The sequence below is a fragment of the Methylomonas sp. MED-D genome (genome assembly GCF_050276835.1).
Classification (GTDB): Bacteria; Pseudomonadota; Gammaproteobacteria; order Methylococcales; family Methylomonadaceae; genus Methylomonas; species Methylomonas koyamae_A.
This window is the reverse complement of sequence record NZ_CP189966.1, coordinates 95,851-119,873: the sequence shown is the minus strand read 5'-3', so window position 1 is coordinate 119,873 and position 24,023 is coordinate 95,851. Positions and strand designations below refer to the sequence as shown.

The window sequence follows — 24,023 nt, the reverse complement described above, 5'->3', positions numbered from 1 at the left end:
GACCTCTTTGGTGACGCCGTGGGTCCACTAGCACTTTTCGACAAATCCTTCTTGCAGTCGCTCACGGTCGATGAGTCGGTGTGGTTTGATCACTTCTTCTTGCCAGTCATCTGTCCGCTGTTCTTTGTTGAAACGCTTGCCGACCTCAGCAAGCGAGACCGTCCAGGCGCCTCAAGAACTCCTGAAGATTTAGTCCGTATCATCGCGGACAAGACACCTGTCATGTCGGGGGCACCTTGCGTGCATCACTCACAAATCTGCATAGCGAACTTGATGGGTCATGAGGCGCCACACTTTGGTCAAGTTCCCCTTGCAGGAGGCCGACCGGTCCGAAACGCAGCCGGTAAGGCGGGGGTGGTGTTCAAGAATTCTCCTGAAGCCGAAGCATTTTCGCGATGGCAGCGGGGGCAGTTTCAAGACATTGAACGGGAGTCCGCGTCATCATGGCGTGCAATGCTGTCAGATCTAAATTTGCCTGAAGTCGCTTCGAGGATGCGTACGCTTGGAATAACCCCTCAAAGTTGCAAAACGATAGAGCAAGCGTACGGCATCGCCGCCTCGCTTGTGAATGCGAGGTTTGAGCCGGAGCAGCAACTCGCGCTTCTCTTTTCCTTCGTTCATATTCCCCAACAACTTTGGGGCCCAATCATTCAGCGTTGGTCGGATGCAGGCTTTCCGTCCCTGGCGGAGTACGCAAACTATGCCGCGCATGTTCTAAAAGTCGAGATCTTCTTCCAGATTGCGCTCGCGGCCAATTTAATTTCTTCAGATCGCGCCTCCAATCGCGCTGACATTGCATACCTGTTCTACTTACCGTTTTGCCACATCTTCGTGTCAGGGGACAAGCTCCACAGACGCTGCGCACCCGTGTTCCTGAACAAGCGGCAAGATTTCGTTTGGGGCCCGGACCTAAAGACGGACATTACGCGGATCAATCAGGAACTCTCCTCTGTGCCGGAAGAAGAGCGCCAGATCGGCTTGCACAAGCTGGCTCCCCGACCACCCGGAGATCAAAATGGCATCGTCGCTTCGTTATGGAGGAAGCATGCCCCGAACGCTGAATCCAATCCCGAGGCGCCGATCCCGTTGTCTCTGGAGGCGGAGCAAAAGCTTGTTGAACAACTCAAAGCGTTCACAACGGCTCCGACCGCTCCAGATGTCGCACAGCTAACGTCAGATGATCTCGAAAGCGTTGCAATCGAAAGGCTTGTCCCAGCAAAGAAAGACGGGTGGTGGATCATTCCGAAAGACGTCGCTGATCTAGAGCGGGGCGATGAAGTCTAACATGACAATCGGCTCATACGTCCTATCGGCCGTTTCGCCGGCCTACTGTCCGCCGGTCATTTCTGCGTTAAGCGGCGGCTTTTAGGTGTTTACCTGCTACATGTAGAACAATGCCGATAGACAGCTTGTGGCCGTAGTTTCGCGGTAAGCTAGCATCGGTTCCACATGCAAAAAATATTGGACCTGCGGCATCCTGTGATTTTTTGATCAGGAGAAGTAATGGCGATCACATCGAAGTGGCTTCAGCATATTGAAGCATGGCAACGTAGCGGTCTATCGCAAGCCGAGTATTGCGCTGAGCAGCAGATTAACGTTCGCACGTTCACGGCGCGGCTGAGCGACTATCGAAAACTACCAGCGACAGTATCGTCTGCACTGATACCGGTGCAGGTTGAGCCTGCGCCAACGGCGGCGATTGTCTTTACGCATGCCCAAGGTCATCGCTTGGAATTACCGGCTTCCGTGTCGGCGAACTGGGTCGCTGAGTTGTTGCGATGCCTGGCTTGATCGACACACCGGCGCAGATTTGGTTGGCAGTAGCGCCAGTCGATATGCGGCGCGGCCTGGATGGCTTGTCGGCCGTCGTCCAACAGAGCCTAGGGCATTCGCCTTGCGCCGGATCGGCTTTTATCTTCCGCAATCGCGCCGGCAACCGCTTGCGGTTGTTGCTGTGGGATGGCAATGGCGTGTGGTTGTGTCAGCGCCGTTTGCATCAGGGCAGTTTTGTCTGGCCCAAAGCGGATGACAAGGTATTCGCGATCAGTCAGGTGCAGTGGCAATGGTTGATTGCTGGCGTTGACTGGCAACGGCTATCGGCAAAATGCCAACCCGATTGGCAGGTCTGACGCGGTGAACAGACGCGCTTAAAATCCTAGTAAAATCCAGTCACATCAAGGGTTGTAGGGCTTATTGCGGTATAATAGCCGTTATGAATTCGCTCCCTAAACTCGATCAATTGAACCTGGAATCGGCGACCAAAACCGAGGTGGCGGCACTGATTCAATCGCTGATCGAACAGGCGGAACGGGATGCCAAGATCATCCAAGCCAAAGATGCCGTCATTCATGCCAAAGATGTCAAAATCGCTGCGCTGACGCACGAACTGGCCTACTACAAGCGCATCCGTTTCAGTACCCAAAGCGAAGCCTTGGCGCCATTGCAACGCGATGTGTTCGAGGAAACCTGGAATACCGATATCTCGGCCATCGACGCGGAAGTCGAACAACTGCAAGACGATAGCCCTTGTGAAACGGTAGCCCGCCCGAAACGCCCGCGCGCCGGACGTCAACCCTTACCCGAGCATTTGCCGCGCATCGAACATCGCCACGAACCGGAATCCTGCAGCTGCGGCCAATGCGGGCGAGACTTGGTCAAGATCGGCGAAGACGTCAGCGAACAACTGGACGTCGAACCCGCCAAGTTTTTCGTGCATCGGCACATCCGCCCACAGTACGCCTGCCGAGCCTGCGAAACCATCACGGCCGCGCCGATTCCACCGGCGGTGATCGACGGCGGCATGGCAGCGGTTGGTTTATTGGCCTGGGTGCTGATCGGCAAATTCCTCGATCACTTACCGCTTTACCGGCTGGAACAAATCGCCGCTCGGGACGGCGTGATCTTATCCCGCTCCACGTTGGCGGATTGGGTCGGCCGCCTCGGGGTCGCTTTGCAACCTTTAGCTGATCGACTAGCCTGGCATCTGCTACAGCGCGATTGTCTACATGCCGATGAAACGCCGGTACCGCAGCTCGATCCTGGCAACGGTAAAACCAAGAAAGCCTATCTATGGGCTTATCGCAGCAACGATTTACAACCAGGCCCCAAGATCATCATCTTCGATTACCAAGCCGGTCGCAGTGACCGGCATGCGCAGCAGCTTCTGCAAGACTGGCATAGTCAGCTCGTCGTTGACGACTATGGGGGCTATAAAGCCCTGTTTGCCGCTACCCGCGCGCATCCCGAAACCCAATACATCCTCGAACCGTGTATCGAACTAGCGTGTTGGGCGCATGCGCGCCGGAAATTCTTCGATCTGTTCCAGGCCAGTCAGAGCCCTGTGGCGCAAGAAGCCCTGAACCGCATCGCCGAGCTGTATGCCATCGAAGCCGAAGGCCGGGATATGGCAGTCGATGAGCGGCAACGTCTGCGCGCCGAAAAAAGTTTGCCGGCTCTGACAATCTTGCATGACTGGTTACAGCAAATCCGCCTGAATACCGCGCCCAACAGTGCAACGGCCAAAGCGATCGATTACAGTCTAAAACGCTGGATTGCGCTGACGCGTTACGCCGAAACCGGCGATCTGCCCATCGACAATAATCCCGTCGAAAACAGCATCCGTCCCATTGCCTTGGGAAAAAAGAATTGGTTGTTCGCCGGTTCCGAACGCGCCGGACAACGGGCGGCCGTCATTCAAACCTTGCTCGGCACTGCCAAGCTCAACGGCCTCGATCCCAGCGCCTGGCTAAAAGACACCCTGGAAAAACTCCCCACCTGGCCCAATAGCCGCATCGACGAATTACTACCGTTCAGTAACATGGATTAAATCATAACGGCAACACGTTGACGATGTGGTGGGGGCTAGCCGCTTACACTGAAGTGTGGATCTTCGTTACTCAGCTTGGCTTCCCGAACCACTACGATAAGCTCAATCAGAACTATGCATGGGCCGTCAGTCCCGGTCAAGTGTCCGCCGTGCCTGTACCGAGCGCTGCCTGGCTGATGGGTGGCGGCCTGTTATGGTTCGTTGGTAATAGGCGTCGCCGCTAAATTCGCGAGCGAATTTTTTTATCGTAAAGGGGTTGATCTTGGCCGCCGCGCAGGCGGCTTAGTAGAAAAACTTCTAAGCCTGTCAGGCAGCGCATTTCTGTGAAAAGAAGTTGAGAATAGATACTAGGCGAGTAAAATAATGTCTCACATTAATTCAGCTGTTAAGCCTATTGTTCCCTAGCACCACGAAACTCTATTTGCCTGACCATGATTAGACTCAACAATCAGAATACATTTCGACCGAAACGCCCGTCACAAATTGATGACGGGCGCATCGCTTGTCCGCATTGCCAACGCCGAATTGTCCCGTATGTGTATTTTTCATACGGCGTGGCCATGCATTCCATCTGTAAGTTGTGCGGAGGGACAGTTCAGGTTTTTAGAGAACCAAAGAAACCCATTACTTTTTTTGGGTTACTTTTCCGTATTTTCGTTTTTTTTGTTTGCCTTATTTCACTTCGAATATACATAAGTTACCTTTAAGAGGAACTAAGTACCTTTCTGACATATTCCTGAGTTTCTTTGAACGGCGGCACGCCATTGTGTTTATCAACACTACCCTCGCCAGCGTTATACGCCGCCACCGCATATTCTAAATTCCCGTCATATCGATTCAGCAAGAAACGCATATACTGACCGGCTGCATCTATCGCTTGCGCCGGATCCTCCGGATCTTTCACACCAAACCGTGCCGCCGTATCCGGCATCAGCTGCATCACACCTTGCGCGCCTTTCGGCGATAGCGCATGACTGTCAAACGCCGACTCGGCTGATGCCATCCGACTTAAAATCCCGTCAGGCAACCCGTATCGGCTTTCCACTTGTTCGAAGATCGGCTGTAACTGGTTAGGCTCCACTAACGAACCGGCACTATTGTTTTTTTTTACCGCGTCATTGTAGTTGCCGATCGAATGAGCCAAATCCGGCCTGTTTTGCGTCGCAGCACGATTGAGCAATTCGGCGATATCGCCGCCTAAGTCCGGGCCATGTTCGGTAACCAGTTTTTCACGCGCTGCCGCAGTAGCATTCCCGCTACCGAATCCGTAATCGGCAGCTCTCAGCCCCATGCCGGTTTCCGTGAGCGCGGCTTTGTAATACTCCAGTTGACTTGGGGTTAGGTGGTTCGCGACTTCATTTCCTTTCATCTCTCGCCAGGCTTGAACCGCTTGTTCGCCCCCCTCGCCGGCTTCATTAAACGCTTTTTGCGCTGCAGCCGCATAGCCGTCACCCTGAGCAAGATGGCCAGACATCGCATCGAAAAAGGTACTGGCGACACCATAGGCCTGTCCTCCTAATGTTTCAATACTGAGCCTAGCGCTATAAAGCGTCCCCGCCGCAAAATCGTAATTCATTTCGCCCACTGACTGTTCGCCTCTGGCCAGATGGGCTATCTCTTGGGCAAAATAGTCAGCCTTAGCCCCGGCCATTTCTGAAAATTCAGATTGGGTACCCGCCTTGAGCTCACGGGTTTCTTTATTATGAAAATCCCCGACTTTCGCATCGCCAGCGCTCACCTGACGGCCAATTTCGCCCATCCGCGCATTGACATGCCCTGGCAAATTGCCGGCCGCTCCCCGCGGGTCGGCCACGCCGGCGCGATCGAATTGCCCCCGCGCGTCGCCGTATGCAGGCGCATCGGCTTGAAGTCCGGCATTCTTATGCGGATCCGCCATTTGACCGGTTTTCGCCGCGAACGCATCGCCCAGCAATTCAAATCCGGACGCTTTCGCTTGTCCCGCTTCGGCTCGATTCATGTTCCGGAATCTGGCCTGCGAATGTCCGGTCAGTAGTGACAGGCCGGCCGCCGCGTAGGCTTGATCCTTATCGGTAATCAAGCCCGACTGGCGCCATTCGCCGGCCAGGCTTTGCGCGTCGCCGCTTAAACCATATCGCAATAGCTCATTATTCAGTCGGCTCATTAAACCGGGGTGGCTACTGATCGCGTGGCCAGATTCCAGCGCGCCGAATTGGGCGTTCGTGCCGAGTCGGCTTTGCATCGACGAGGTAGCGCTATAGGCTTCCGACGCGGACAGCACGTCGTTCGCTGATGATTGCAAACTTTGCAGGGTTTGGTGGTTAAGGCCGAGCGACACCACTTCGCGGGTCCCGGACTGCGCATCGGATGCTACGCTGCGGGCCAAGTCGGTTTGAAACCCGGCATCGTCGGTCAAGCGCGTGGCCATATCGTTGGCGATTTCGTTGGAACGGGTGTCGTTCAACCCGAACTGACTTTGCAACCGATCGCTGATGTCGCCTCTTATTCTGTCTTTTTGGGTTTGTTTGTCATTCCTACGTCCGCCGCTCTCCCCGTCTTTTCGAGGAAACCCACTTTCGCTCGCGGCCACCCCGCCGGACAGCACCGACGCAAATTGATCCGAGGTCATATTGGTATCGCTATAGCGTTGTGCGTACCCAGACGCTTCGCTGCGCATCAACTTGTCGGTTTCGGACGAGCTGCTATTGAGCCTCTGTGAGTAACTGGAGCCGGTCGAGGCGTCTCGATTCGATGCAAAACTATTACCCGCCGAACTCGCCAGCGAGCTCATGAATTGCGTGCCGGCCTGGCGCATCCAGTTCGACGAGGATGAGACCGCTTCGGACACGTCGCGTCCGACATTAAAGGTGGGCAAGACATTTTCGGCGCCGGCTTGATGAGTCCCTCTCAACGGAGAGTGATGATAGCTAGACTGGTTGGCAAACACCGGGGCTGTGGCCAACACCGCCGGCGAACCCGCGCGCTCGTCAATATAATCGCCGCTCTGCATGCGCCCCATGAAGTGGGTGGCGGTCACCGAACCGCCGTAGACCAGCATCAAGGCGATCGCCGGCGTCGACGACGCCAGCATGCCGCCGATCGCCACCCAATCCTGCAGCACCATGTCCATCTGGTAGATCCCTTCGATCGAGGGAATGTTGAAGCCTTGCGCATCCAGCGCATCCAATTTGCCCAGCGCCGACATGTTGATGTACAAATTGATGACCGCCATGATCGGCATCCACAACTGGATCCACAACAGCATTTTGAAATACTGGCCGACCATCGAAATACCGGCCGACCCCAACATCACCGCGAACACCATCAACGGGGTAATGGCGTAGCTCAAACCCTCGATCCAGGTCATCATTGGCCGGACGATCCGGGTAAACAGCGTTTGTTCCGCCGCCCACTGCATATTGCGCTGCTGGATCGATTGATGGACCATCGCCGCCTTGTTCCACTTCAGGCCATCTTCGTAGCGGCCGACGATGCCTTTTTCGAACATCGGCACGACCAAGCTGGACAACATGTAGTCGTTGGCGCTGATGGTGCTATTGGATAAGGCCGATAAGGCATCGCTAATCCGGGTGCTGACATCCTCCGGGCGATTGAGGTTCAAGGTTCGTTGCAGCAAATCCTCCAGACCGGTGATGGCATACTTGGTCACGTAATCGTCCAGGGCCACATAGGCATCGGTACAGGTCAAAATCTGCGGACCCGACCCCAGATAAATCTCGGTGGTGTAGATTTTGGAGTTAAAGCGGATCGCCGTCATCACATTCGAGGTGCGCATAATCGCATCCATCGTGTTCAAGTTCAGATCCACGCCGGTTATCGTGCATTCCTTGATGTAATTGACGAACGAGGCTTCCAGATCGACTTGGGCCGTTGGCGAATTGGCTTTGCCCAAGGTAATCCGCGACAACAAATTTTTTCGGACCGCGATCAAGGTGTTTAAGGGATCGGCAAAACCGTGTTCGGTCATGCTGGGGACCGCGAACGCCTGTTCGAACAAGCGTGTCAGCCGGTAACCCATATTGGACATGATCGAACCGGCGACCGCCGGCCCAAACGGCACGTTATTGACCACCACCACATTGCCGGAATAGGCGTCTTCCACTTTGACCTGCACCCCCGGCGCAAACAAGGCGGTATAAATCAACATCGACGCGAACACGTCCTGATAGCGAATGCCGCTGGCATTGAATTGGGTCAGACCCCGCAACATCACCAGCATCACCCCCAGCGAGGCGCCGACCGACGCCGCCGCCTTGTAATGGTCGGTTTGGGCGATCATCGCGATCGCATTGAGGATCGCAGCCAGAAACTGGGAATCCCCGATGGAAAAGATTTCGTAGCTCATTTGGTCTCCTCATGGGTGGGATACTGGGCGGCGGATGCGCTGGTTTGTTCGAATTGTGCGTAATTGCGGGTTTGGGTGGCTTTCATGATGCTCGCGTAGAACTCGAGCACCGCCTTGATATTGCCGTGGCGCATCGCTAGCTCGGTGGAATCGGCCTCGATTTGTTGCCGGGACACGCTGAGGGTGTCGGCCAATTTGGCGGCGTAGGCGCTGTCTTGTAAGGAGGCGGCATAGCGGGCGGCGTCGTATAAGTTTTGAATCATCGCTTGCGCCAGCTCCAGCGCGATCGCCGGCGCCGCGTCTTCGGCGAATAGCCGGGCCATACCGTAATCCTGGCGAGCCATGTTGCGGATCATCGCGGCCACGGCGCCCGGTACCAGCTCCATAAACGCCTTCTCATCCGCGCTCAGATCGCCGGTATTTGTGCCGAATTTGTAGACCAGACCCGGTTTGACGCTATTGCCGATCAATAAGTCAGTCACGCGTTTGCGTAAACCGACGAGGGTCGTATCCTTGATAGTCGGATTTAAACAGCCGTCCGCTTCGGTGGTGTCGCACGAATACATTTTGACTTGGTTATAACTGCCGCTGCCCGAGCCGTTGAGCAGTTCTTTAATGCCGATAATGCCGTTCAGCGTTTCGACCGGATTGGTCTCGCCGTGGCCATCCGGGGCTGAAGTCGGTTCGTTGACGATGACCGTGCCGCTGATGCTCATCATCGCTTGCAGCAAGTCGACGCCGCCGAACTGAAACCAGTTTTTGGCACCTTTTTCGTTGAGCGCTCGCCAGACCAAATTACCCTGAATGATGGTCTTCATTTCGGTCGCGGCGTTGTTTTTCACTTGCTGCGTCGGGTCGCCCTGGGTACTGGTATTGGTCAGTGCGCCGAACACGTCGGTAATCCCTTTGGAGAACGAGATTTCAGACTTTTGCATTTTCTCGGTCGCCGACGCCGGCAACAAGCTGGTGGCATCATTGACGATCCCTTGCGCCAATTGGCAGGAATTCGAGAACATCTGATTGAGATCTTGAATCCGCTTTTGCAAGCCGGACATCAGCACCCCGCACTGGTTACACATCGAATCGATGGCCAGCTGGAAGGCGTAGCCGGTGGCATTGGCCGCCACCGACCGCATCAACGTGATGAATTGATCCTTGTTGATAAATGAGAAGCTGCCACCGAATAAATCGATCCCGCCGCAACCAGCGCTAAACGATGGCGGCATGAAGGACACCAGATTGGTTTCCACGATCTTGTTGCGCGAGACGATCGAACCCCCGGTAATCACGCCACGCCGCTGCCCGAGGTGTGCGGTCGGCGTGGTGACGTTGGTCATCGTCCCAAACATCGCGTCCATTTCCTGTTGCAAATCGGCGAAGACACTGGCCGGCTGTACCAACAGCCAGACCAGAACAAAAATCCCAAACGTATTCGAGTGCCTCATATCCGCTCCCAGATGGCAAAGTGTAAAAGACGATTAAGGTCGCAAGGGTTGCCGGCGCAACGCCTCCACCAGGCGGCCGGCGTCATTCATGACGGGTTCGGTCAAGACCCCGGCCTCCGGCAGCAGAAACGACGAATCGGTCACCCCGCGCGCCGTGTTGAACAGTGGCTCGGAAATCCAGCCGGCGTGTTTGGCCGATAGCAACACCCGCGAGGTCAAGTCGTCCAGCGAGACCACCCCTTGCGCCACGGGCAAGATCTCGTTGGGCGGTTTCATCAAGAACAGGGCCGGAGTGGACATCACCCCCAGGGCCTGGGCTTGGCCGGTATCGGTCCGAAATTGTTTATAAAAGCCCGAGGGCATCGGCTTGCCGTCCAAGGACACCGGGTACACTTTGAAACCGAAGCGTTGCTCCAATACGCTGAGCAACGGCGCTTGCGCCTCGCAAAAGTGGCAATCCGAACGAAAGAAAAACAACAAACCGGCTTGTTTGGCGATGGTGGACATGGCCTGCTCGTTGGCCTGGGTAGCCCGTTGATTGGCGGCATTGGAGGCGAAGGTGGCCAGCGGCCGGCGGTTGTTCTCGTCCAATCGCGGATCGGCCATCACCACCCGTTGCGCCACATTGGCAAAGCGCTGGGCCTTATCCATCATCACCCGTTGCAAGTAGTAGTACGCCGCGACGTTCTGCTCGGTCGGGCTGTCGATGGCGGCATCTTTGTAGTGTTCGAGGTTTTTCCGAAACCATTCGGCCGAGAGATACGCCGGCGGCTGCGCAGGCTCGGGAGGCGGCATCTCCTGTTTCTGAGGATTCGATGAAATTTTTTCCTCTGTCTCGGACGGACTGGGCGTTTGTTCTATACTAGGTTCCGGGGACAGCTCCCGCCAGAACCACCCGCGTTGTTTATCCAGAAAAAAAGACGGTTCCCCCTGATCGGACCAGGCCGCGCAAGGCAACAGCAATAGGCAACACACTGTGAGTAAACGTTTAAACATGATTCCAATGTCCCGATTTTTTGGTTAAACCCGCCGGCCAGGCGCTCTTCAAAGCCCCCGGCACGAGTCCCGACCCCCGTTTTTAACGCCTTACGCGAGTATCATTCATGACTGAATACGCCGACATCCGCTTGTCGCAAGACGAATATTTACTGCTCCTGGAATTTCTCTACCTGGCCGATAAATCCGTCCGTAGCGCCGAACACAAACAGGTCAAACACACCGCCCCCTATCGCGCGCTGATCGAGAAGCTGTTGAGCTACGCCGACCTCCTGGACTGCGGGCATTCAGTCGTCGATCTGCCAGGATTCCCCCAACGCCTGATCTCCGACACCTTCGAGTCCAAACCCATTTACCAAACCTTCCGCGAATCGCTCGGCGAAGATCAATTCTGGTTGCAACTCGCCCACGCTTTAGCCGTTAGGGATGTCGACGCCGAATTAGGCCCGCCCCCTCACGACATGCCCCCTGCCGAGAAAGAAGCCTTCGAACAGCGCCGCCTGTTCAAACAAGCCGAAAAGCTCCTCGAATGGCGAGACGAACTGCTTCGAAACGGCGTTAGCCGCCTGACGTTACGCGCCCCGGATGCGTTCGACGTCATGTCGGAGAAAACCAAAGCCCACATCAACTGATCGCCCAGGTCACCGACTTATCCACAAAATCTGTGGACAAGTTTGTGACAAATGGGCGAAAAGCCCTCGATCGATCTACCAATTCAAACAGTTAGCCCGCTGCGTAACATTTAGACAAACCGCCGTCGACTAACTCAGCGTCGCCGAACCCAGCAACGCACCCAAACTGGTCAGGGCGGAAACCAGCGCACTGAGCGACGCCCGCGCTCGACCCCACCGGGTCAGAAGGTCTTCTTGCTGGGTGTAATCGACGATTTTTTCGAGTTTCAGGGTTTGCTCGGCCACGCTGCGCCGATCGCCCATGCCGTCGATCAAACCGAGCGCGAGCGCATCCTCGCCGCTCCAGACCATTCCGGAAAACAAATTCGGATCATCTTTCAGGCGTTGGCCGCGATGGGTCTTCACCACGGCGATGAATTGGTCGTGTACGTGCGACAACAAGGTCTTGATCTGATCGACCGCTTCGGGCTCCGGCTCGGAGAACATGTCGGCGAAGCCTTTAAATTTGCCGGCGGTGTACAAACGCCGCTCCACGCCCAGTTTTTGCATGATGCCGGTAAAGCCGAACGAGTCCATCCGCACCCCGATCGATCCGACCATACTGGCCCGGTTGGCATAAATTTCGTCACCGGCCACCGCCACGTAATAGCCGCCGGAGGCGCCTAAATCGCTGATGACGGACACCACCTTTTTGTCCGGATACTTGGTTTTGAGCCGTAACACTTCATCGAAAATCTGGCCGGCCTGCACCGGGGTGCCGCCGGGACTATTGATTTCCAGCATCACCGCCTTGGATTGCGCCTGCGCAAACGCCGTGCGCAAACTGTCGATCACGCTATCGGCATTGGTGGGGTTATCCGGGGCGATTTCGCCGCTGATCCGCACCATCGCGACATGCGGATCGTTTCGGCTAACCAACGTTTGCCAGTTCGAATAGATCGACAAGCCCAAAAACCCCAAGACCGTCAACAGCGAGAGCGTTTTAAACGCGGTATTGATTCGTTGGGTCTTGCGCATGACAGCCGTGTTGCTTTTGATGATGTCCAGCAACCCGTTGATGGTCGTATCGTGTTGGCTCATGGTCTTTACTCCAAAATTTCATAGTCGATGGCATTACGAATATCCACCCAGTAACTGGGCTGGGAGATCGCAAATAAGCGCCCTTTCCAGGCCGCCAAGTGTTGCCCGTCCGTCAGATTCCAGGCGAACAGCCAATGGCCGTCGGCCGTCATGTGCCGCAGCACTTGGCGAGCCTTGGGGTTGTCCCAGGCAGTGTGTTCGGCATCCTGAAATTGCCGGCTAGGATCGAAAGTGGCCGGCACCGGCGGCGCCCGGCGAATCACCAGGCTATGCGCGGTGCCCTGGTTATCGTCCTTATCGGTGGCACTTTGCAAAATGGCCGGATACCCTAAAAGCGCATCCCGCACCGGATCGCGCGGCGCCGGCTCGGTATCGGCCAGCCGCAAGATCGCCCACAAGGGTTCGCCGCCGCCGGCCAGGCTATACACCCGCCAGCGGACGCTTTGGTCGTCGCCGCAGTGATCCACGCAAGTCGCGGTCAAGCCGGCTTGCTGGACAGCGGATTCGAAGCGGCGCAGCATATCCAGCCGGGCCGTCACCGGAATACTCAGCGCATTGGCATAGCTTTGATCCATGTACAGCCGACCGTACACCTGATAAAGATCGGCCGGCTTCTCGGACGGCGTTAAAAAACTCAGCGCCAATCCGGCCATCCCGATGCCGGTCGCCACGTCCATCCCTGCCGGGGCGAGCGGCGCTCCGGTCGCCACCGCCCCGACAAAGCTGGCATCCTCGGCCAGATTACGGATCGTATCGCTCGAGCCGGCCGGCTTTGCGGCCACACCGGCATTTTTTGCCTTGATCCGTTTGGCATTGACTTCTTGGTACATCAAGTCCTGCAAATCTTGCCGTTTACTTCGGCTGCCAAGTAGGTCCCGTAGCAAAAACGAGATTTGGTGGGCTTCATCGGCCGGCAATACTCTTTGTTGCGCGGCCGGCACGTTGAGCGGGCGGGCGACCGGGGCGCAAGCGTTGAGGGCGAAGGCGATGGCGATCGCTAACGGGTACTGGCAACGTCGGGGCATGGCTCTTTTCCTTACGGGTTGGGTGAAGTGGGGACCGGTCCGATCGACCAGCCTTGTTGTTCGGCGTCTTTGCGGGTCTGGTTCATATCGATATCTTTGAGCCGCAGCACGTTGCGGTCCCGGCTGTTAGTCCGGTCGCCGTTGTAGTTCAAATCCGAACCGGTCCCAGTCAGCACGTCTAACGTCAATTTGTCCGGCGTCTGGGTCGACGGCAATCGGCCGGTACTGGTCAGGATATGAATCCATTCGTTCAAGTTAACCTGGCTCCAGTTGACCTGTTGTAGTTTGCCGATCGGAATGCCTTCGCACTGCGGCGTCTTGGGATCGCCAAAACTCAACCCCAATTGCGGGCGAATCTGTTCTTGGAGGATGCGGGCCAGCGGCGAGTTGAAGCAGCAATAGGCGTAGTTTTGCTGGACGCACATCCCGAGGATCTTCGAACCGCAGTATTGCCCGATGTAACTACAGGCTTTCACCGAGTTCTTGGCCATCAAATCGTATTCGGATTGTTCGCATTGGTAGATCATCTGCACGATCATGTTCATGATCTGATAGATCGCATAGGCAATCATGATGACGTTGAGTAGGGTGCCGATATAGGCCGCGCCGCCCCCTAATTGTAGATTTGCCCCAGTACTGTTTAAGTTGCCCGCGGCGTCTACCGCTTCGGTGGTTCCCTGGCTGGTGGTAGCACTGAACAAGGCGTTGGCCGCTTCCGGCCCGAACACGTCCGCCGTCCAAGTCACCATTTTTTCCATGGCGGTATTGCGCAAGGAACTGATCACATCTAGATAAGCCGTCTTCGTGAAACTCGCCGAGCATTCGCCGCTGATGTTGTCGACCACCGAATCGAGTTCAGCCAACACGTTGTCCCAGGCGGTTTTGGCCGGGGTATACACCCCGTCGATGTAAGGATCCGACAGGGTCTGCCAGGCGCCGCGGATTAGATTGTCTTTATCCAACCGCATGATCACGTTGTGGGTCTTACTGACCTTGTACAGCAAGTCGATATACTCACCGATGCCGATCGAGCTGGGCGAGGTGCAGCAGTCGATCGTACTGGTCAGATTGACGATTTTGCAGGAACCGCCCGTGCCTTCGAACACCGTGCAGGTGGTGACGTCTTTCTCGTCGACGCATTTTTTGTCCATCGCCGCTTGTTGCGCCGAGTTCAGCGCCGCGACCGCGTTGGCAAAATCCTGGCTCTCGGTGCGGGTGATGTCGACGCATTCCTCGCCCATGCAACGCACCGTCTCGCCACAATCGGGCTTGGCCACCGGGCTCGCCGTAATCACGCCAAATTGCTTACCGCAATCGTAGGTGTCCTGCGACAGCCAACACTTGCCGCTGCGACCGATAGTGCCGTCGACGCATTCGGATTTGATAAATCCGCAACCCTTCGCCTCCAGGGTTTCGCAGGTTTGAGGGACTTGGCTTTCGATATCGCTGACGCACTGCTTGACCCCTTGCGCATTGGTCCAGCACGGCAAATTGTGCGGATTGCAGCTGGCGGTCATCGTCGCCTGGGTACAAGTCTCCGGGACGCCGGCGAACGGCGCATCCTTGAAATACGGCTCGCACACCGCCATTTCGCCGGCGGAGGTACTGATGCTAATACAGTATTTGCCATCGCGTTGGGTACCGGCGTTGATGTCGCAGGTGGTTCTGACATTGGTACAGACTCCATCGTCCACGGCTTTGAGCAGCGTCGAACAGGCTTGATCGTTCATCGCCCATTCGTCCTTGATGATGAGCTTGGCCGGATCGTACCGAATCGTGATTTTGGCATAAGCCTCCCCGCAACCGGACACCAAGGCCTTGATGTTGAACTTCAAAGCGCCGTCTTTTGGGGTCTGCGTAAAGTACGAGGTCACGTCGAAGTTCGGTCTCTTACTCCAGTTGGTGTTCATCTCGCACACCGACGCGGTGCTCCAACCGTTATTGCCCTGCCACACTTGCTTGTCGTCAATAAAAATGCGCATGTAGTCGTCCCAAATCGCGCGGGTAATTGTGGCCGAGGTAATGGCTTCGGGGTGCTTGACAATGTATTGACTGGCCTGCTGTTTCTTGGCGCAGCCGCCCGAGCACCAGTAATTGTTGCCGACTTTGCCGACCCAGATATCGACACAACCGTCGCCGCACGAGGCGATCTTGGTCTCCCCTTGCGCCGGTAGAATGACCGGTTCCAGCACCACGTCATGCGTCGCCACGCAGCGGCTGTTGATCGGCGGAGTTCGCCGGCACATTTGGTAATCCGGTCCGGTACCGGCACCGAGGTTTAACGTGGCCTTGACATCGGTTTTACAGTCGGTAAAAAACCTGCCGAACACGTCCTGGTGCTGCATTACATAATCTGTGGTGCCCCACAGCGGATCGTTGTACACATCCGGATGCGCGCGATTGGCCGACTTGATCAAGGTCCGATACGCTTCGCCGGTCTGACTGACCTGACTTTCCATCGTCGTGTGCATCGCGTTGCCGGCTTTGAGCGTGGCCGTGTTATCGCCGTACAGCTGGGTAAAGGTGGTGGCATTGCCGGATTGCGAATCCGGAAACAAATCGCTGATCGGTACCGAAAGGTCCTTGCCGGAATGGGGAAACAAGGTCAGGGTTTTTTGATCCGCGCTCAGCGTCGGCATCACAAAGCCGCTAACGGCATCCTTGCCGGCTTGCTGGCCCAGTTTGGCCGACTCGGTCATCGTGTCGGCCACCACGGCATGGGTCGGTACCCAGATCAGCAACGCGATCAAGCCACGGCAGATCGCGCGGGTGGAGGTGCGTTGGGTAAATTCGATCGCCATGTTAAAACCCGATACAGCAGTCGGTGAACCGCCACAAGATATAGACGTGGTTTTCGCCGGCGCCGGGGTAGGAATGCCCCGCTCCCCACAGCAAATCGCTTTCGCCGATGGCATGTTTGGCATCGGTATCCGCAACCGGATAGAACATCGTGGTCGCATATTGCGATTTGGGAATGAACGGCGAAATCGTGCCGCCGCACACCTGCGCGTCGCCGACAGTTTTGTGCGCCAGGCCGCGCCGATGCAAAGCCGCCGTGGCCCGCGTCAACAATAAGCTGGTCTGACGCGGGGCAATGCCCTCGCCGGGATGGGTATGCCCGGATAAGGGATAAATCCCACCCCAGGCACCCGCGCACCAAAACATCTCGTCGATCGGCTTCCCCGCGGACGCCGAGATCGCATCGGCCGCACACGCCGCCAGTGCGACCGGGTTGGCAAACAGCACGACTTCCGGATTGGTGAAGAACGCCAATTCGTCGTTATTCCAGGTCGGATCCAGTTCCGAGATGTACATCAAGTCGAAGTCCTTGTAACCGTCGGCGAAACAGCGGTCTTCCCAGAATAAATCGAGCATGACGTAAATCGGGAAGGCGTAGTAGTGGTAATTGACGAAGACGGTTTCGTCGGTGTCGTAGTTAACCGGCGACGAGCCGCCCCACAAGCGCACGGTCGAGCTGTTGATCTTGGTGCCGCCCAAGGTGGGAGCGCACCAAGGATTCGGGACCAACTCCACCACGCGGGCCGGCCCCCAATAGCCCATCGTCATACCCACTTTGGGTATTAGATCCTTATCGTCGCAGACGCAAAACACCTTGCTGGTCGCCGCCGTGGGAATCAGGTCGTCGCCGATGCTGTCTTTGGATTGAGGCGAGCGAAAATCCAACACCCCGCCGGCCAGACGGATCGGGAACAGGCAGCCCCAACAGATATCGGTAATCAATTTACCGGACCACAGTTCGGCATCCGGACACAAGGCGTCCGCCGCGTGCGTTTGGCTCGAACACAAGCCAGCGCACAACCACACCGTCAAGAGCGCGACGCGTGCTTTACTCATGACGGGCCACCGCGATTTCTCTGACCTTGATCCGATGGCCGTCTTGCTCGACCACACTGGGCACCGCTTCCAGATTAAAACGCTGACGCACTTCGGCAGTCAGCAAGAACACCGGCTTGCCCAAGCGTTCCTCCAGCGCGTTAAAAGCCTGCCAGCCTTGGTCCCGGTCCATTCCGGTAATCAGGTACGTCACCGGCCGGCCGGCCACAGCCTGCCCTTCCCGCTCGGCCGCGGCGACTTGGGCGGGTTGCGTGGCATCGAACACCACCAGACGCTGGGTAAACGGCAGTTGACTCAGCGGGTTGATGCGTTGGCCTTGCCGAACGATGAGCTGGCCGTTGGGTGCCGTGACGTCTCTCGGGGCGGTCACGGTAATATCAATCAAACGCTCGCGGTCTTGGACAGCCGCCGCCAAGGCTAACAGCGGGGCCTTTTGCCAGAAATGGGCTTGGGCCGCGCGCTTTTTAGCCGCCCAATCGATGCCGGCCATCCGCTGTTTCATCACCTCGATCAAATCCGGCTCGGCAATCACGTGGGTATCGCCGTGTACGCCCAGATCCAAGACGCGATCCTCCGGCGCCGGCCGGTTTTTTAACTGCGTCTCGAACCAGGCGATATCGCTGGCCCCTGCGACCTTGGCCAACACCCGATCACCCTCTTCCACGGTCAAACTCGGGACCAGCTGAATGCGAGCGTGTTGAAACCGGGTGGGATCCAGTTCGATAGGCGGGATCTTTTGCGCGTCCAGGGTTTGCGCTAGCCCATGAATCTCGCGGATGAAATCTTGCACATGTTGCCCCTCGCGAATCCCTCTGAACACCACTAACACATCGTCTCGGCCGGCGGCGGCTTCGAACAGACGTAACAGTCCGTCCCGCCCCAACGAGGTCGACGCGTACAACACATAATGCCGACGCGGATCCCGGATCGGTTGGGCGAAGGGTTGCGGCGACGGAGCTTCCCGCAAGGTCGCCAGGGCTTGCGCTTGGGCATGGGCCGCGTGCGGGTTGCCGTCCAACCAGGCCGGACGGGCGGTGTGCGGCACCTGTTGCAGTATCGCCCGCGACCGGTCTAAGCCATCGGTATCGGCGTGCACGGTCGGCAAATCCCCGCCAATCAATGCCAAAATAGCGACGTAAGCCATCACCCGATGGGCGATGTTTGGGAACATCGTGATGGGCAAATGGCTAACCATCGGCAACCGCCCGCTGCTCTGCATCCACCCGCTCGGACACCCGCTGCCACGTGGGTTCGAATTCCGGCCAATTCGATTCGACGACCGCACATTCCAGAATCGCTTTACCGTTGGCAACCCGGTAGTCGTTCACTTTTCGGCGAATCGCGTCCAATTGCTGGATTTCGGCGATCGAAAGGCATGTCGCCAAGTCTAATATTTTGAAAACGATATAGCGCTCTTCTCGAGTCATCATCTCACCGTTTGTTAACTACTGAGGTTCATCGCAATCGCCGCCAACCGCTCGTCGTCGCTCAGTTCCAGCACGCTTCGCCGAGCATGACAGGCCGCCATACGCTTAAAACGGCAACGCATAGACCTTCCCGATCAGTTGATCCGGATGCACCAGTCCCCAATAGCGGGAATCGAAGCTGTTAGGCGTGGTGCCCGTGACCCACAGATCGCCGTCCGCGACGAACTCAGTGCGAATAAAGACGGATGCGGACTTACCGAGTTTGGCCGACAAGGCCAAGCCTTCCGAGACCACGGTATCGTTGACCCGCGTGTCCTTTACCCCTACCCGTACCGTATCACCCGGTACGCCCGTCGCGATCTTGATGACGACGTGGGTAAACGAAAACCACGGCGCCATCGCCATCCGTTGGTCGGCGACGAACGCCACCAAATGGTCCCGCTCGATGGCTTTGTCGTAGGTGTCGATCAGAAACCAACGGTGATTGCCGGGCAAACACTGATCCTTTTGATCGTCGATCCCCACCCGGAACCGATCTTCCAGATAAGCCCCACCAATCAGAATCGCCAGGAGCGCGGGGAGCGCGCGTTTCAGCCAAAAGGCTTTTTGGTCCAGGGGCCTAGTCGTTGACATACACGTCCTCCGGCGCCCCGACCACTAAATTGGCATCGACCACCACGAAACCGGAGGCCGCCAGTTTGGCCACTTTCGCTTGCCAGGCTTGCATCGCTTGCTCGATAGTTTCCTGGCTGGCGTCTTTGGGCAAGCCACGCATCCAGCCGGTCCGATCGATGACGAACACCGGCGTCAACAGATTCAGTTTGTCCAGTTCGGCCGATAACGAATGCCGCACTAGCCAGAAGCTAGACGACACGCTGAGGGCGATGGCGGCCAACGCCACGGCCAGTAGGAATTTAAGCGACATGGCGGATCTCCGGTGGTTGTAATAGCTGTCGGATGGCGGCATCGGTCGTGAGCCCCTGCCGCTTGAGGTTTTTGATGGCATTGACGTGCTCGGCTTTGGTCGAATACAGCAAGCGCTTGTAGGGGTCGACGACCAGCCGGGCGATGCCTTGCCCGTATTCGGTGATGAAGAAAATTTCCGAGTACACGCCGGGAACGGTGTGAACCGATTTGAGCAATTGAAAGGCCCCGTCGGATATCGGTAGGCGGTTTTCCGCTCTGATGGCCTCGAGCGCTTCGGGTTTTTGGCCCAATAAGTACATATTCGCCGAGTTCTCGACGATGGCCCGCCCGGTCGGCGAGCGGTACAAGTCGTTGACCGATTGGGTGATAGTAACCGCGGCGCCGCCGTATTTGCGAAACCGCCGGTAGCCGTGTTCGATGAAGGTGGCGGCATCGCCCATGCTCAGCAAATCCCAGGACTCGTCGATAATCACGATCTTGCGCCGGTCACGCTCGCCCAGATACATTTCCTGCTGGATTTGGTAGATCAATTGCAGCAACACTACTTGTTGCAAGTGTTTACGGCCCTTTAATTCTTCCAACTCCAACACGGTAAAGCTGTTTTCGAAACGCACATTGTTGCGGCCGTTGAAAAACCGGCCGTATTCGCCGGCCAAGGTAAAGGGGAACAGCTGTTCGCCGACATCCATGAGCCGCTGATCGGCTTCCGCGCGCAAGCGCTGGGCGATGTCATCGACCGTCATCGCTTGCGCCTTTTCATCCCAAAGACCTTTCAGGACCCGCTTTAAGCCGGCGGTCTGAAAGTCGCTAAGCTTTTCGGTCGGCGCCGCCATCGCGGTGACCAAACCGGCCACCACGTCGGCCTCGTCTTCCCAACTTCGCACCAGTTCGAAAGGGTTGAGGCAAATCTGCTTGTCGGCGGTAAACTCCATGAATTCGCCATCCAAAGTATCGGCCAGATTCTGGTACGAGCGGCCGACGTCGATCACCCAGATCTGCGCCCCTTCGGTCAGGTAATTGACGATCAGTTCGTTGGTTAAGAACGATTTGCCGGAGCCCGATTGCGCAGCGATGCAACAATTGAAATTCGAACCGGAATCGAACAGCGAGACATTGACCAGCTGGCCGCCCCGCGATACAAAATTCAGCACCGGCGAACCGGTACCGGCCCAGTCGGCGAACAAGGGCAATAGCGGAATCGCGTGCCGGGTCGCCAGCGTGATATAGCGGTTACTGACTTGCACCTGGCGCAATTCGGCACCCAGCGGCAGACAGTTCAAAAAGTAGGGCAAACAAAAATAGCGGTCTTCGAGCAGTTGGAAGCCCAACTCCCGGTAGTAGGTACGCGCGTTGGCCACCGCTTGGGATTCTTCCTGCGGGTCGCAAAACAGCACCATGCCGAAGTAAGCGCGGATGGGACGATCGCCATCGTTCAGCGCCTCGAACAGCAAATCGAAATGGTGCTTTCGCACCGCTAGTTGCGGGACAAGGGTCAACAGCGGACCGACCGCCTGATTGGCGGTGAATTGACGTTTGGTTTCCAACTTCATCCGCGTCGCTTCCGAATCCGGGTAATGCAAGGTCACCGTCAGCAACACGTTGTCCCGAATCCCGCGCGCGCCGCTTAACAGATCCCCTAAATAACTGAGCGCCGAACCGAAATAGATTTGATCCGGAAAGCGTTTGACCGACAGGGTTTTCACCCGTTTGTTGCCCAGCGTCACGCCGGTCACGTCGACCGCCAGTTCGTTATCGAAGTCGAATAACTGTTCGCGGATCAACTTGCGCGGATCGCATTCGGGAACCACCAGATCGTGCCAACTGGCTTCTGTCTGCCAATTTAACAAGGTATTGAGGAGTCGCACATACACGTCGGCCGTCAGCGTCTTCGGTCTCAATCCGATGGTGGCCAGGGCTTGAGACGAGGCCAGACGCAACTCCGTCGCTTGCTTCATCTCTTTGACATTGGGTTTGGCGCCGGCCAGCGGGAGTTTGGCCGTGACCAGAACATGAAACCGCCGGACCCGCGTCGCCAAGGCAGCGTCGATCGCATGTTGCGTCGCCCCGCGCAAATAGTCCACATTGGATGAAACCAGAGCTTGATACAGCGGGTTTTGTTGCTCCAATCGCCGCGTTTTCAGGGCCGCCAGAATAGTGTCGATATCCGGCGACGCCCACAAGCTGATTTGGAGCAAGGAATCGATCGGCCATTCCTGGTTCAGCAAGACATTGATGCGATCGGCAATCGAGGGATCGTTACCGAACAAGGGCTCGCACAGAAACCCGAAGCTAAGACTCCGGTCTTCCCCCAAAAACAGCTGCGTGTCCGGGTCAAACGCCAGGATGGAAAAAAGCTGGTCGATTCTGTGATAGTTGAGCTTAGGCATTGGTATGGCCGTTGGGTGTGTGATTTAACTGTATGGAAAAAGGTTGCTTCGTTCGTACCCGCGCGCGTCGGTTTTTGACCAGCTTTCTGGCTTTCGCCGCGTGGCACGGCGTTAGCGCCGTCCCATCGCAACCAAACACCGCCACCTTTTCCCTGCCATTGTTATTTCGCCGAGGATCCACTTTCAGTACCCATTTCGAAAGTCAGATGGCGGTTGCCCGCCGAACCTCGTTACCGATCGTGTGTCGAACATCACGCAACAGCTTGCGGATTCAAACTTCGGTCACGGTTTATCGATTGCACAATCGATAGGATTACAACGTCGCGGTAACGACGGCGTTGATGATGCCGGGGGCGGTGAACAAACCCAGACCGGCGGCGACACCGACCGCAAAGCCCATTAGGGAGTTACGCAGCACCCCGGCAATCAGGCCGACGACGATGAACGCCGATGCAATCAATTTACCCAACGAGCCTTGCATCCAGTTGGTCAACAAGGTGTACACAGCGTTGAACTCGCTACTGTTGGTACCGGCGAACGATTCGGTGGAGAACAGAAACATGCCGGCCACGGCCATCAATGCAACCAAGAACTGGATCGCGGATTTTTTTTGCAACATTTTCATAGTGATACCTTTAAACACAGTGAGTAAATGGGCGTTAAACCCTGATCTCGGGCGCGGCTACGCCCGGTTCGGCGATCTAACGCCCTACTCACCGGTTAAAGGTGGTCAATTCGTTGGCTAAAACGGCGATCTGGCTTTCAACAGTGCTTCAAAACCCTCCGGCATCTTGCCAGCCCCACCCGGCATTCGTTTACCCTCCGCCAAGCCCTCAAGATCCAATTTGTCCTTTTTTGGCGGTTCGCGTTGTTCCACTTGCAGCGCCCGCAATGGTGGATTTTGGGTGACGGATTTCTTGCCGATCATCCAACGCCTGGGCTCTATCTCAGTAAACACGTAACCCGAGACGTTCAAATCGCCGTCTTTGTCCTCCCAGGGCGCCACCCAAATTCGCATCACTTCCGACGGCGTGCGGATCGGCGTCGGGTCTTCGATATGCGGTACCGGCGGTCGCTCGGGTCCGGCCCCGGTCAGTGTCGGCGGTACCGGTCGAGTCGCACCGTTGCCGGCCGCGGCGTCACTGGGCGGCGGCAGGTTGTCCGTGGCTTGATACGCCAATTCGGTCGACATACAAATCGGATCGTCCGGCATCCCCTTGCAACCGTAGGAATCGGGAATCAGCGTGCAGCCGCTCATCAGCGACAACGTCGATAGCCATAGCATCGGTCTAAACATGTCTCTCACCCTTAGGGTTTTGCGGTTGCAACGGTTTGGGCATTTCCGAGCCAGGCGGCTAAATCCTCGGGGACGCCTTTATGAGTACGGCCGTCCTGAGCGATCACAAACGGCACCGCGCTCAGCCCCAACAGCGCCGAGGTGATCAGCGTTTTTTGCATCGGTTCCTTATTGCAAGAACCGGGGAGTTGCTCCGGCAAGCCGCTGTAGGCCTGATTCAGCAATGCGTCTTTCGCCTTCGCCTTGTCCTGGGTTTGCAGCATGCAGCCGATTTTGTTAACCAGGATGCTCGACTCGGGTCCCAAGACCGCGATCGGAACGATCTTGAAGGTATACCGATCGGCTAGTGCCGGCATCTGCTGTTGCAGCTTTTTGCAATACGGGCATTGCGGGTCGACGAACACTACCACCGGGGTTTTACCGTGGCCGACCACCACCGGTCCCAGCTCGTCGATATTGAGCTTCATCTCCGCCAGGGGAATCCGGTTCATCACCGCGTCGACTTGCTCGATTTTGGTAATCGGCGTCCTTGACCAGGTGTCCATCAACTGCCCTTTGAAGGCGAAACGGCCATTGCGGGAGATGAAGTAGGTTTCGCCGTTCGCTTCCACCATATTGAAGGCATCAATCGGTAAGGCCTTCATCGCGCTGATGGCGCCTTTGGCAAACAGGGCCGCTTCGGTGGTCGTCGATCGGGCGGGCGGGTTTTGGGTGGCGGGATCCGCATAGCTCAAGCTGGACGCCAACAATAATATGGCCGGTAGAAGTTTCATGGACGCTC

At 56.7% G+C, this 24,023-nt stretch carries 22 protein-coding genes; 6 read left to right on the top strand and 16 right to left on the bottom strand.

The window, feature by feature from the left end; translation table 11 throughout:
• Window positions 1–18: 18 nt before the first annotated feature.
• The 5 genes from ACQE3E_RS23710 to ACQE3E_RS23690 all read left to right on the top strand — a co-directional run bounded on the left by ACQE3E_RS23710 (window position 19) and on the right by ACQE3E_RS23690 (window position 4,050).
• Entirely contained in the window at window positions 19–1,284 is a 1,266-nt protein-coding gene (locus ACQE3E_RS23710) for a hypothetical protein (protein WP_427501684.1), read from the top strand.
• Between the two features lie 219 nt (window positions 1,285–1,503).
• Window positions 1,504–1,791 (top strand): IS66 family insertion sequence element accessory protein TnpA, encoded by a 288-nt coding sequence (gene tnpA / locus ACQE3E_RS23705; RefSeq protein ID WP_150050865.1) that lies wholly within the window; start codon window positions 1,504–1,506, stop codon window positions 1,789–1,791.
• Entirely contained in the window at window positions 1,779–2,129 is a 351-nt protein-coding gene (tnpB, locus tag ACQE3E_RS23700; RefSeq protein WP_427501683.1) for an IS66 family insertion sequence element accessory protein TnpB, read from the top strand. Before tnpA ends, tnpB begins: the two co-directional genes overlap by 13 nt.
• 83 nt (window positions 2,130–2,212) lie before the next feature.
• Window positions 2,213–3,826, top strand: coding sequence for an IS66 family transposase (gene tnpC, locus ACQE3E_RS23695; protein ID WP_427501682.1), 1,614 nt, complete (start codon window positions 2,213–2,215; stop codon window positions 3,824–3,826).
• 23 nt (window positions 3,827–3,849) lie between these two features.
• Window positions 3,850–4,050: a PEP-CTERM sorting domain-containing protein gene (locus ACQE3E_RS23690; protein WP_427501823.1), complete on the top strand. Its 201-nt coding sequence runs from the start codon at window positions 3,850–3,852 to the stop codon at window positions 4,048–4,050.
• Window positions 4,051–4,529: 479 nt separating this feature from the next.
• On the opposite strand, the gene ACQE3E_RS23685 is transcribed toward ACQE3E_RS23690, so the two are convergent.
• From ACQE3E_RS23685 to traF, 3 genes are read right to left on the bottom strand one after another with little or no spacing between them, the layout of a single operon-like run.
• Complete coding sequence (locus ACQE3E_RS23685) at window positions 4,530–8,171, bottom strand: conjugal transfer protein TraG N-terminal domain-containing protein (RefSeq protein ID WP_427501681.1); 3,642 nt, start codon at window positions 8,169–8,171, stop codon at window positions 4,530–4,532.
• Window positions 8,168–9,616 (bottom strand): conjugal transfer protein TraH, encoded by a 1,449-nt coding sequence (locus ACQE3E_RS23680; protein WP_427501680.1) that lies wholly within the window; start codon window positions 9,614–9,616, stop codon window positions 8,168–8,170. Before ACQE3E_RS23680 ends, ACQE3E_RS23685 begins: the two co-directional genes overlap by 4 nt.
• A gap of 33 nt (window positions 9,617–9,649) precedes the next feature.
• Window positions 9,650–10,612: a conjugal transfer protein TraF gene (traF, locus tag ACQE3E_RS23675; protein ID WP_427501679.1), complete on the bottom strand. Its 963-nt coding sequence runs from the start codon at window positions 10,610–10,612 to the stop codon at window positions 9,650–9,652.
• Window positions 10,613–10,719: 107 nt separating this feature from the next.
• Here traF and ACQE3E_RS23670 point away from each other — a divergent pair, with 107 nt between their 5' ends.
• A complete protein-coding gene (locus ACQE3E_RS23670; RefSeq protein WP_427501678.1) occupies window positions 10,720–11,244 on the top strand; it encodes a hypothetical protein in 525 nt (174 codons plus the stop codon).
• A gap of 129 nt (window positions 11,245–11,373) precedes the next feature.
• Here the strand turns inward: ACQE3E_RS23670 and ACQE3E_RS23665 are convergent, their stop codons facing one another.
• The 13 genes from ACQE3E_RS23665 to ACQE3E_RS23605 form a co-directional block, all read right to left on the bottom strand.
• A complete protein-coding gene (locus ACQE3E_RS23665) occupies window positions 11,374–12,324 on the bottom strand; it encodes a S49 family peptidase (protein ID WP_427501677.1) in 951 nt (316 codons plus the stop codon).
• A gap of 5 nt (window positions 12,325–12,329) precedes the next feature.
• A complete protein-coding gene (locus ACQE3E_RS23660) occupies window positions 12,330–13,349 on the bottom strand; it encodes a hypothetical protein (protein WP_427501676.1) in 1,020 nt (339 codons plus the stop codon).
• Between the two features lie 11 nt (window positions 13,350–13,360).
• The gene (gene traN / locus ACQE3E_RS23655; protein ID WP_427501675.1) at window positions 13,361–16,150 is read right to left on the bottom strand and encodes a conjugal transfer mating pair stabilization protein TraN; all 2,790 of its coding nucleotides are present in this window, start codon (window positions 16,148–16,150) and stop codon (window positions 13,361–13,363) included.
• A 1-nt stretch (window position 16,151) separates the two neighbouring features.
• Window positions 16,152–17,204 (bottom strand): TraU family protein, encoded by a 1,053-nt coding sequence (locus tag ACQE3E_RS23650; RefSeq protein ID WP_427501674.1) that lies wholly within the window; start codon window positions 17,202–17,204, stop codon window positions 16,152–16,154.
• Entirely contained in the window at window positions 17,197–18,399 is a 1,203-nt protein-coding gene (locus ACQE3E_RS23645) for a TrbC family F-type conjugative pilus assembly protein (protein WP_427501673.1), read from the bottom strand. Before ACQE3E_RS23645 ends, ACQE3E_RS23650 begins: the two co-directional genes overlap by 8 nt.
• On the bottom strand, window positions 18,392–18,634 hold the full coding sequence (locus tag ACQE3E_RS23640; protein WP_427501672.1) for a hypothetical protein: 243 nt from the start codon (window positions 18,632–18,634) through the stop codon (window positions 18,392–18,394). Before ACQE3E_RS23640 ends, ACQE3E_RS23645 begins: the two co-directional genes overlap by 8 nt.
• Before the next feature lie 102 nt (window positions 18,635–18,736).
• Window positions 18,737–19,264, bottom strand: a complete 528-nt coding sequence (locus ACQE3E_RS23635) for a S26 family signal peptidase (RefSeq protein ID WP_427501671.1) — start codon at window positions 19,262–19,264, stop codon at window positions 18,737–18,739.
• Entirely contained in the window at window positions 19,251–19,556 is a 306-nt protein-coding gene (locus ACQE3E_RS23630) for a hypothetical protein (protein WP_427501670.1), read from the bottom strand. Before ACQE3E_RS23630 ends, ACQE3E_RS23635 begins: the two co-directional genes overlap by 14 nt.
• The gene (traC, locus tag ACQE3E_RS23625; RefSeq protein ID WP_427501669.1) at window positions 19,546–21,945 is read right to left on the bottom strand and encodes a type IV secretion system protein TraC; all 2,400 of its coding nucleotides are present in this window, start codon (window positions 21,943–21,945) and stop codon (window positions 19,546–19,548) included. The genes ACQE3E_RS23630 and traC overlap by 11 nt, the downstream gene beginning before the upstream one ends.
• Window positions 21,938–22,084 (bottom strand): RRXRR domain-containing protein, encoded by a 147-nt coding sequence (locus ACQE3E_RS23620; RefSeq protein ID WP_427501668.1) that lies wholly within the window; start codon window positions 22,082–22,084, stop codon window positions 21,938–21,940. The genes traC and ACQE3E_RS23620 overlap by 8 nt, the downstream gene beginning before the upstream one ends.
• A gap of 174 nt (window positions 22,085–22,258) precedes the next feature.
• Window positions 22,259–22,570, bottom strand: coding sequence for a TraA family conjugative transfer protein (gene traA, locus ACQE3E_RS23615; protein WP_281023517.1), 312 nt, complete (start codon window positions 22,568–22,570; stop codon window positions 22,259–22,261).
• Between the two features lie 117 nt (window positions 22,571–22,687).
• The gene (locus ACQE3E_RS23610; protein ID WP_427501667.1) at window positions 22,688–23,242 is read right to left on the bottom strand and encodes a TraV family lipoprotein; all 555 of its coding nucleotides are present in this window, start codon (window positions 23,240–23,242) and stop codon (window positions 22,688–22,690) included.
• A gap of 11 nt (window positions 23,243–23,253) precedes the next feature.
• Entirely contained in the window at window positions 23,254–24,015 is a 762-nt protein-coding gene (locus ACQE3E_RS23605) for a DsbC family protein (protein ID WP_427501821.1), read from the bottom strand.
• Between the last annotated feature and the right edge of the window lie 8 nt (window positions 24,016–24,023).

What these genes read in the sequence shown, in the direction of transcription:
- tnpA (WP_150050865.1), top strand. Translation starts at nt 1,504, where the DNA reads ATGGCGATCACATCGAAGTGGCTTCAGCATATTGAAGCATGGCAACGT.
- tnpB (WP_427501683.1), top strand. Translation starts at nt 1,779, where the DNA reads ATGCCTGGCTTGATCGACACACCGGCGCAGATTTGGTTGGCAGTAGCG.
- tnpC (WP_427501682.1), top strand. Translation starts at nt 2,213, where the DNA reads ATGAATTCGCTCCCTAAACTCGATCAATTGAACCTGGAATCGGCGACC.
- ACQE3E_RS23690 (WP_427501823.1), top strand. Translation starts at nt 3,850, where the DNA reads ATGTGGTGGGGGCTAGCCGCTTACACTGAAGTGTGGATCTTCGTTACT.
- ACQE3E_RS23685 (WP_427501681.1), bottom strand. Translation starts at nt 8,171, where the DNA reads ATGAGCTACGAAATCTTTTCCATCGGGGATTCCCAGTTTCTGGCTGCG.
- ACQE3E_RS23680 (WP_427501680.1), bottom strand. Translation starts at nt 9,616, where the DNA reads ATGAGGCACTCGAATACGTTTGGGATTTTTGTTCTGGTCTGGCTGTTG.
- traF (WP_427501679.1), bottom strand. Translation starts at nt 10,612, where the DNA reads ATGTTTAAACGTTTACTCACAGTGTGTTGCCTATTGCTGTTGCCTTGC.
- ACQE3E_RS23670 (WP_427501678.1), top strand. Translation starts at nt 10,720, where the DNA reads ATGACTGAATACGCCGACATCCGCTTGTCGCAAGACGAATATTTACTG.
- ACQE3E_RS23665 (WP_427501677.1), bottom strand. Translation starts at nt 12,324, where the DNA reads ATGAGCCAACACGATACGACCATCAACGGGTTGCTGGACATCATCAAA.
- ACQE3E_RS23660 (WP_427501676.1), bottom strand. Translation starts at nt 13,349, where the DNA reads ATGCCCCGACGTTGCCAGTACCCGTTAGCGATCGCCATCGCCTTCGCC.
- traN (WP_427501675.1), bottom strand. Translation starts at nt 16,150, where the DNA reads ATGGCGATCGAATTTACCCAACGCACCTCCACCCGCGCGATCTGCCGT.
- ACQE3E_RS23650 (WP_427501674.1), bottom strand. Translation starts at nt 17,204, where the DNA reads ATGAGTAAAGCACGCGTCGCGCTCTTGACGGTGTGGTTGTGCGCTGGC.
- ACQE3E_RS23645 (WP_427501673.1), bottom strand. Translation starts at nt 18,399, where the DNA reads ATGGTTAGCCATTTGCCCATCACGATGTTCCCAAACATCGCCCATCGG.
- ACQE3E_RS23640 (WP_427501672.1), bottom strand. Translation starts at nt 18,634, where the DNA reads ATGATGACTCGAGAAGAGCGCTATATCGTTTTCAAAATATTAGACTTG.
- ACQE3E_RS23635 (WP_427501671.1), bottom strand. Translation starts at nt 19,264, where the DNA reads ATGTCAACGACTAGGCCCCTGGACCAAAAAGCCTTTTGGCTGAAACGC.
- ACQE3E_RS23630 (WP_427501670.1), bottom strand. Translation starts at nt 19,556, where the DNA reads ATGTCGCTTAAATTCCTACTGGCCGTGGCGTTGGCCGCCATCGCCCTC.
- traC (WP_427501669.1), bottom strand. Translation starts at nt 21,945, where the DNA reads ATGCCTAAGCTCAACTATCACAGAATCGACCAGCTTTTTTCCATCCTG.
- traA (WP_281023517.1), bottom strand. Translation starts at nt 22,570, where the DNA reads ATGAAAATGTTGCAAAAAAAATCCGCGATCCAGTTCTTGGTTGCATTG.
- ACQE3E_RS23610 (WP_427501667.1), bottom strand. Translation starts at nt 23,242, where the DNA reads ATGTTTAGACCGATGCTATGGCTATCGACGTTGTCGCTGATGAGCGGC.
- ACQE3E_RS23605 (WP_427501821.1), bottom strand. Translation starts at nt 24,015, where the DNA reads ATGAAACTTCTACCGGCCATATTATTGTTGGCGTCCAGCTTGAGCTAT.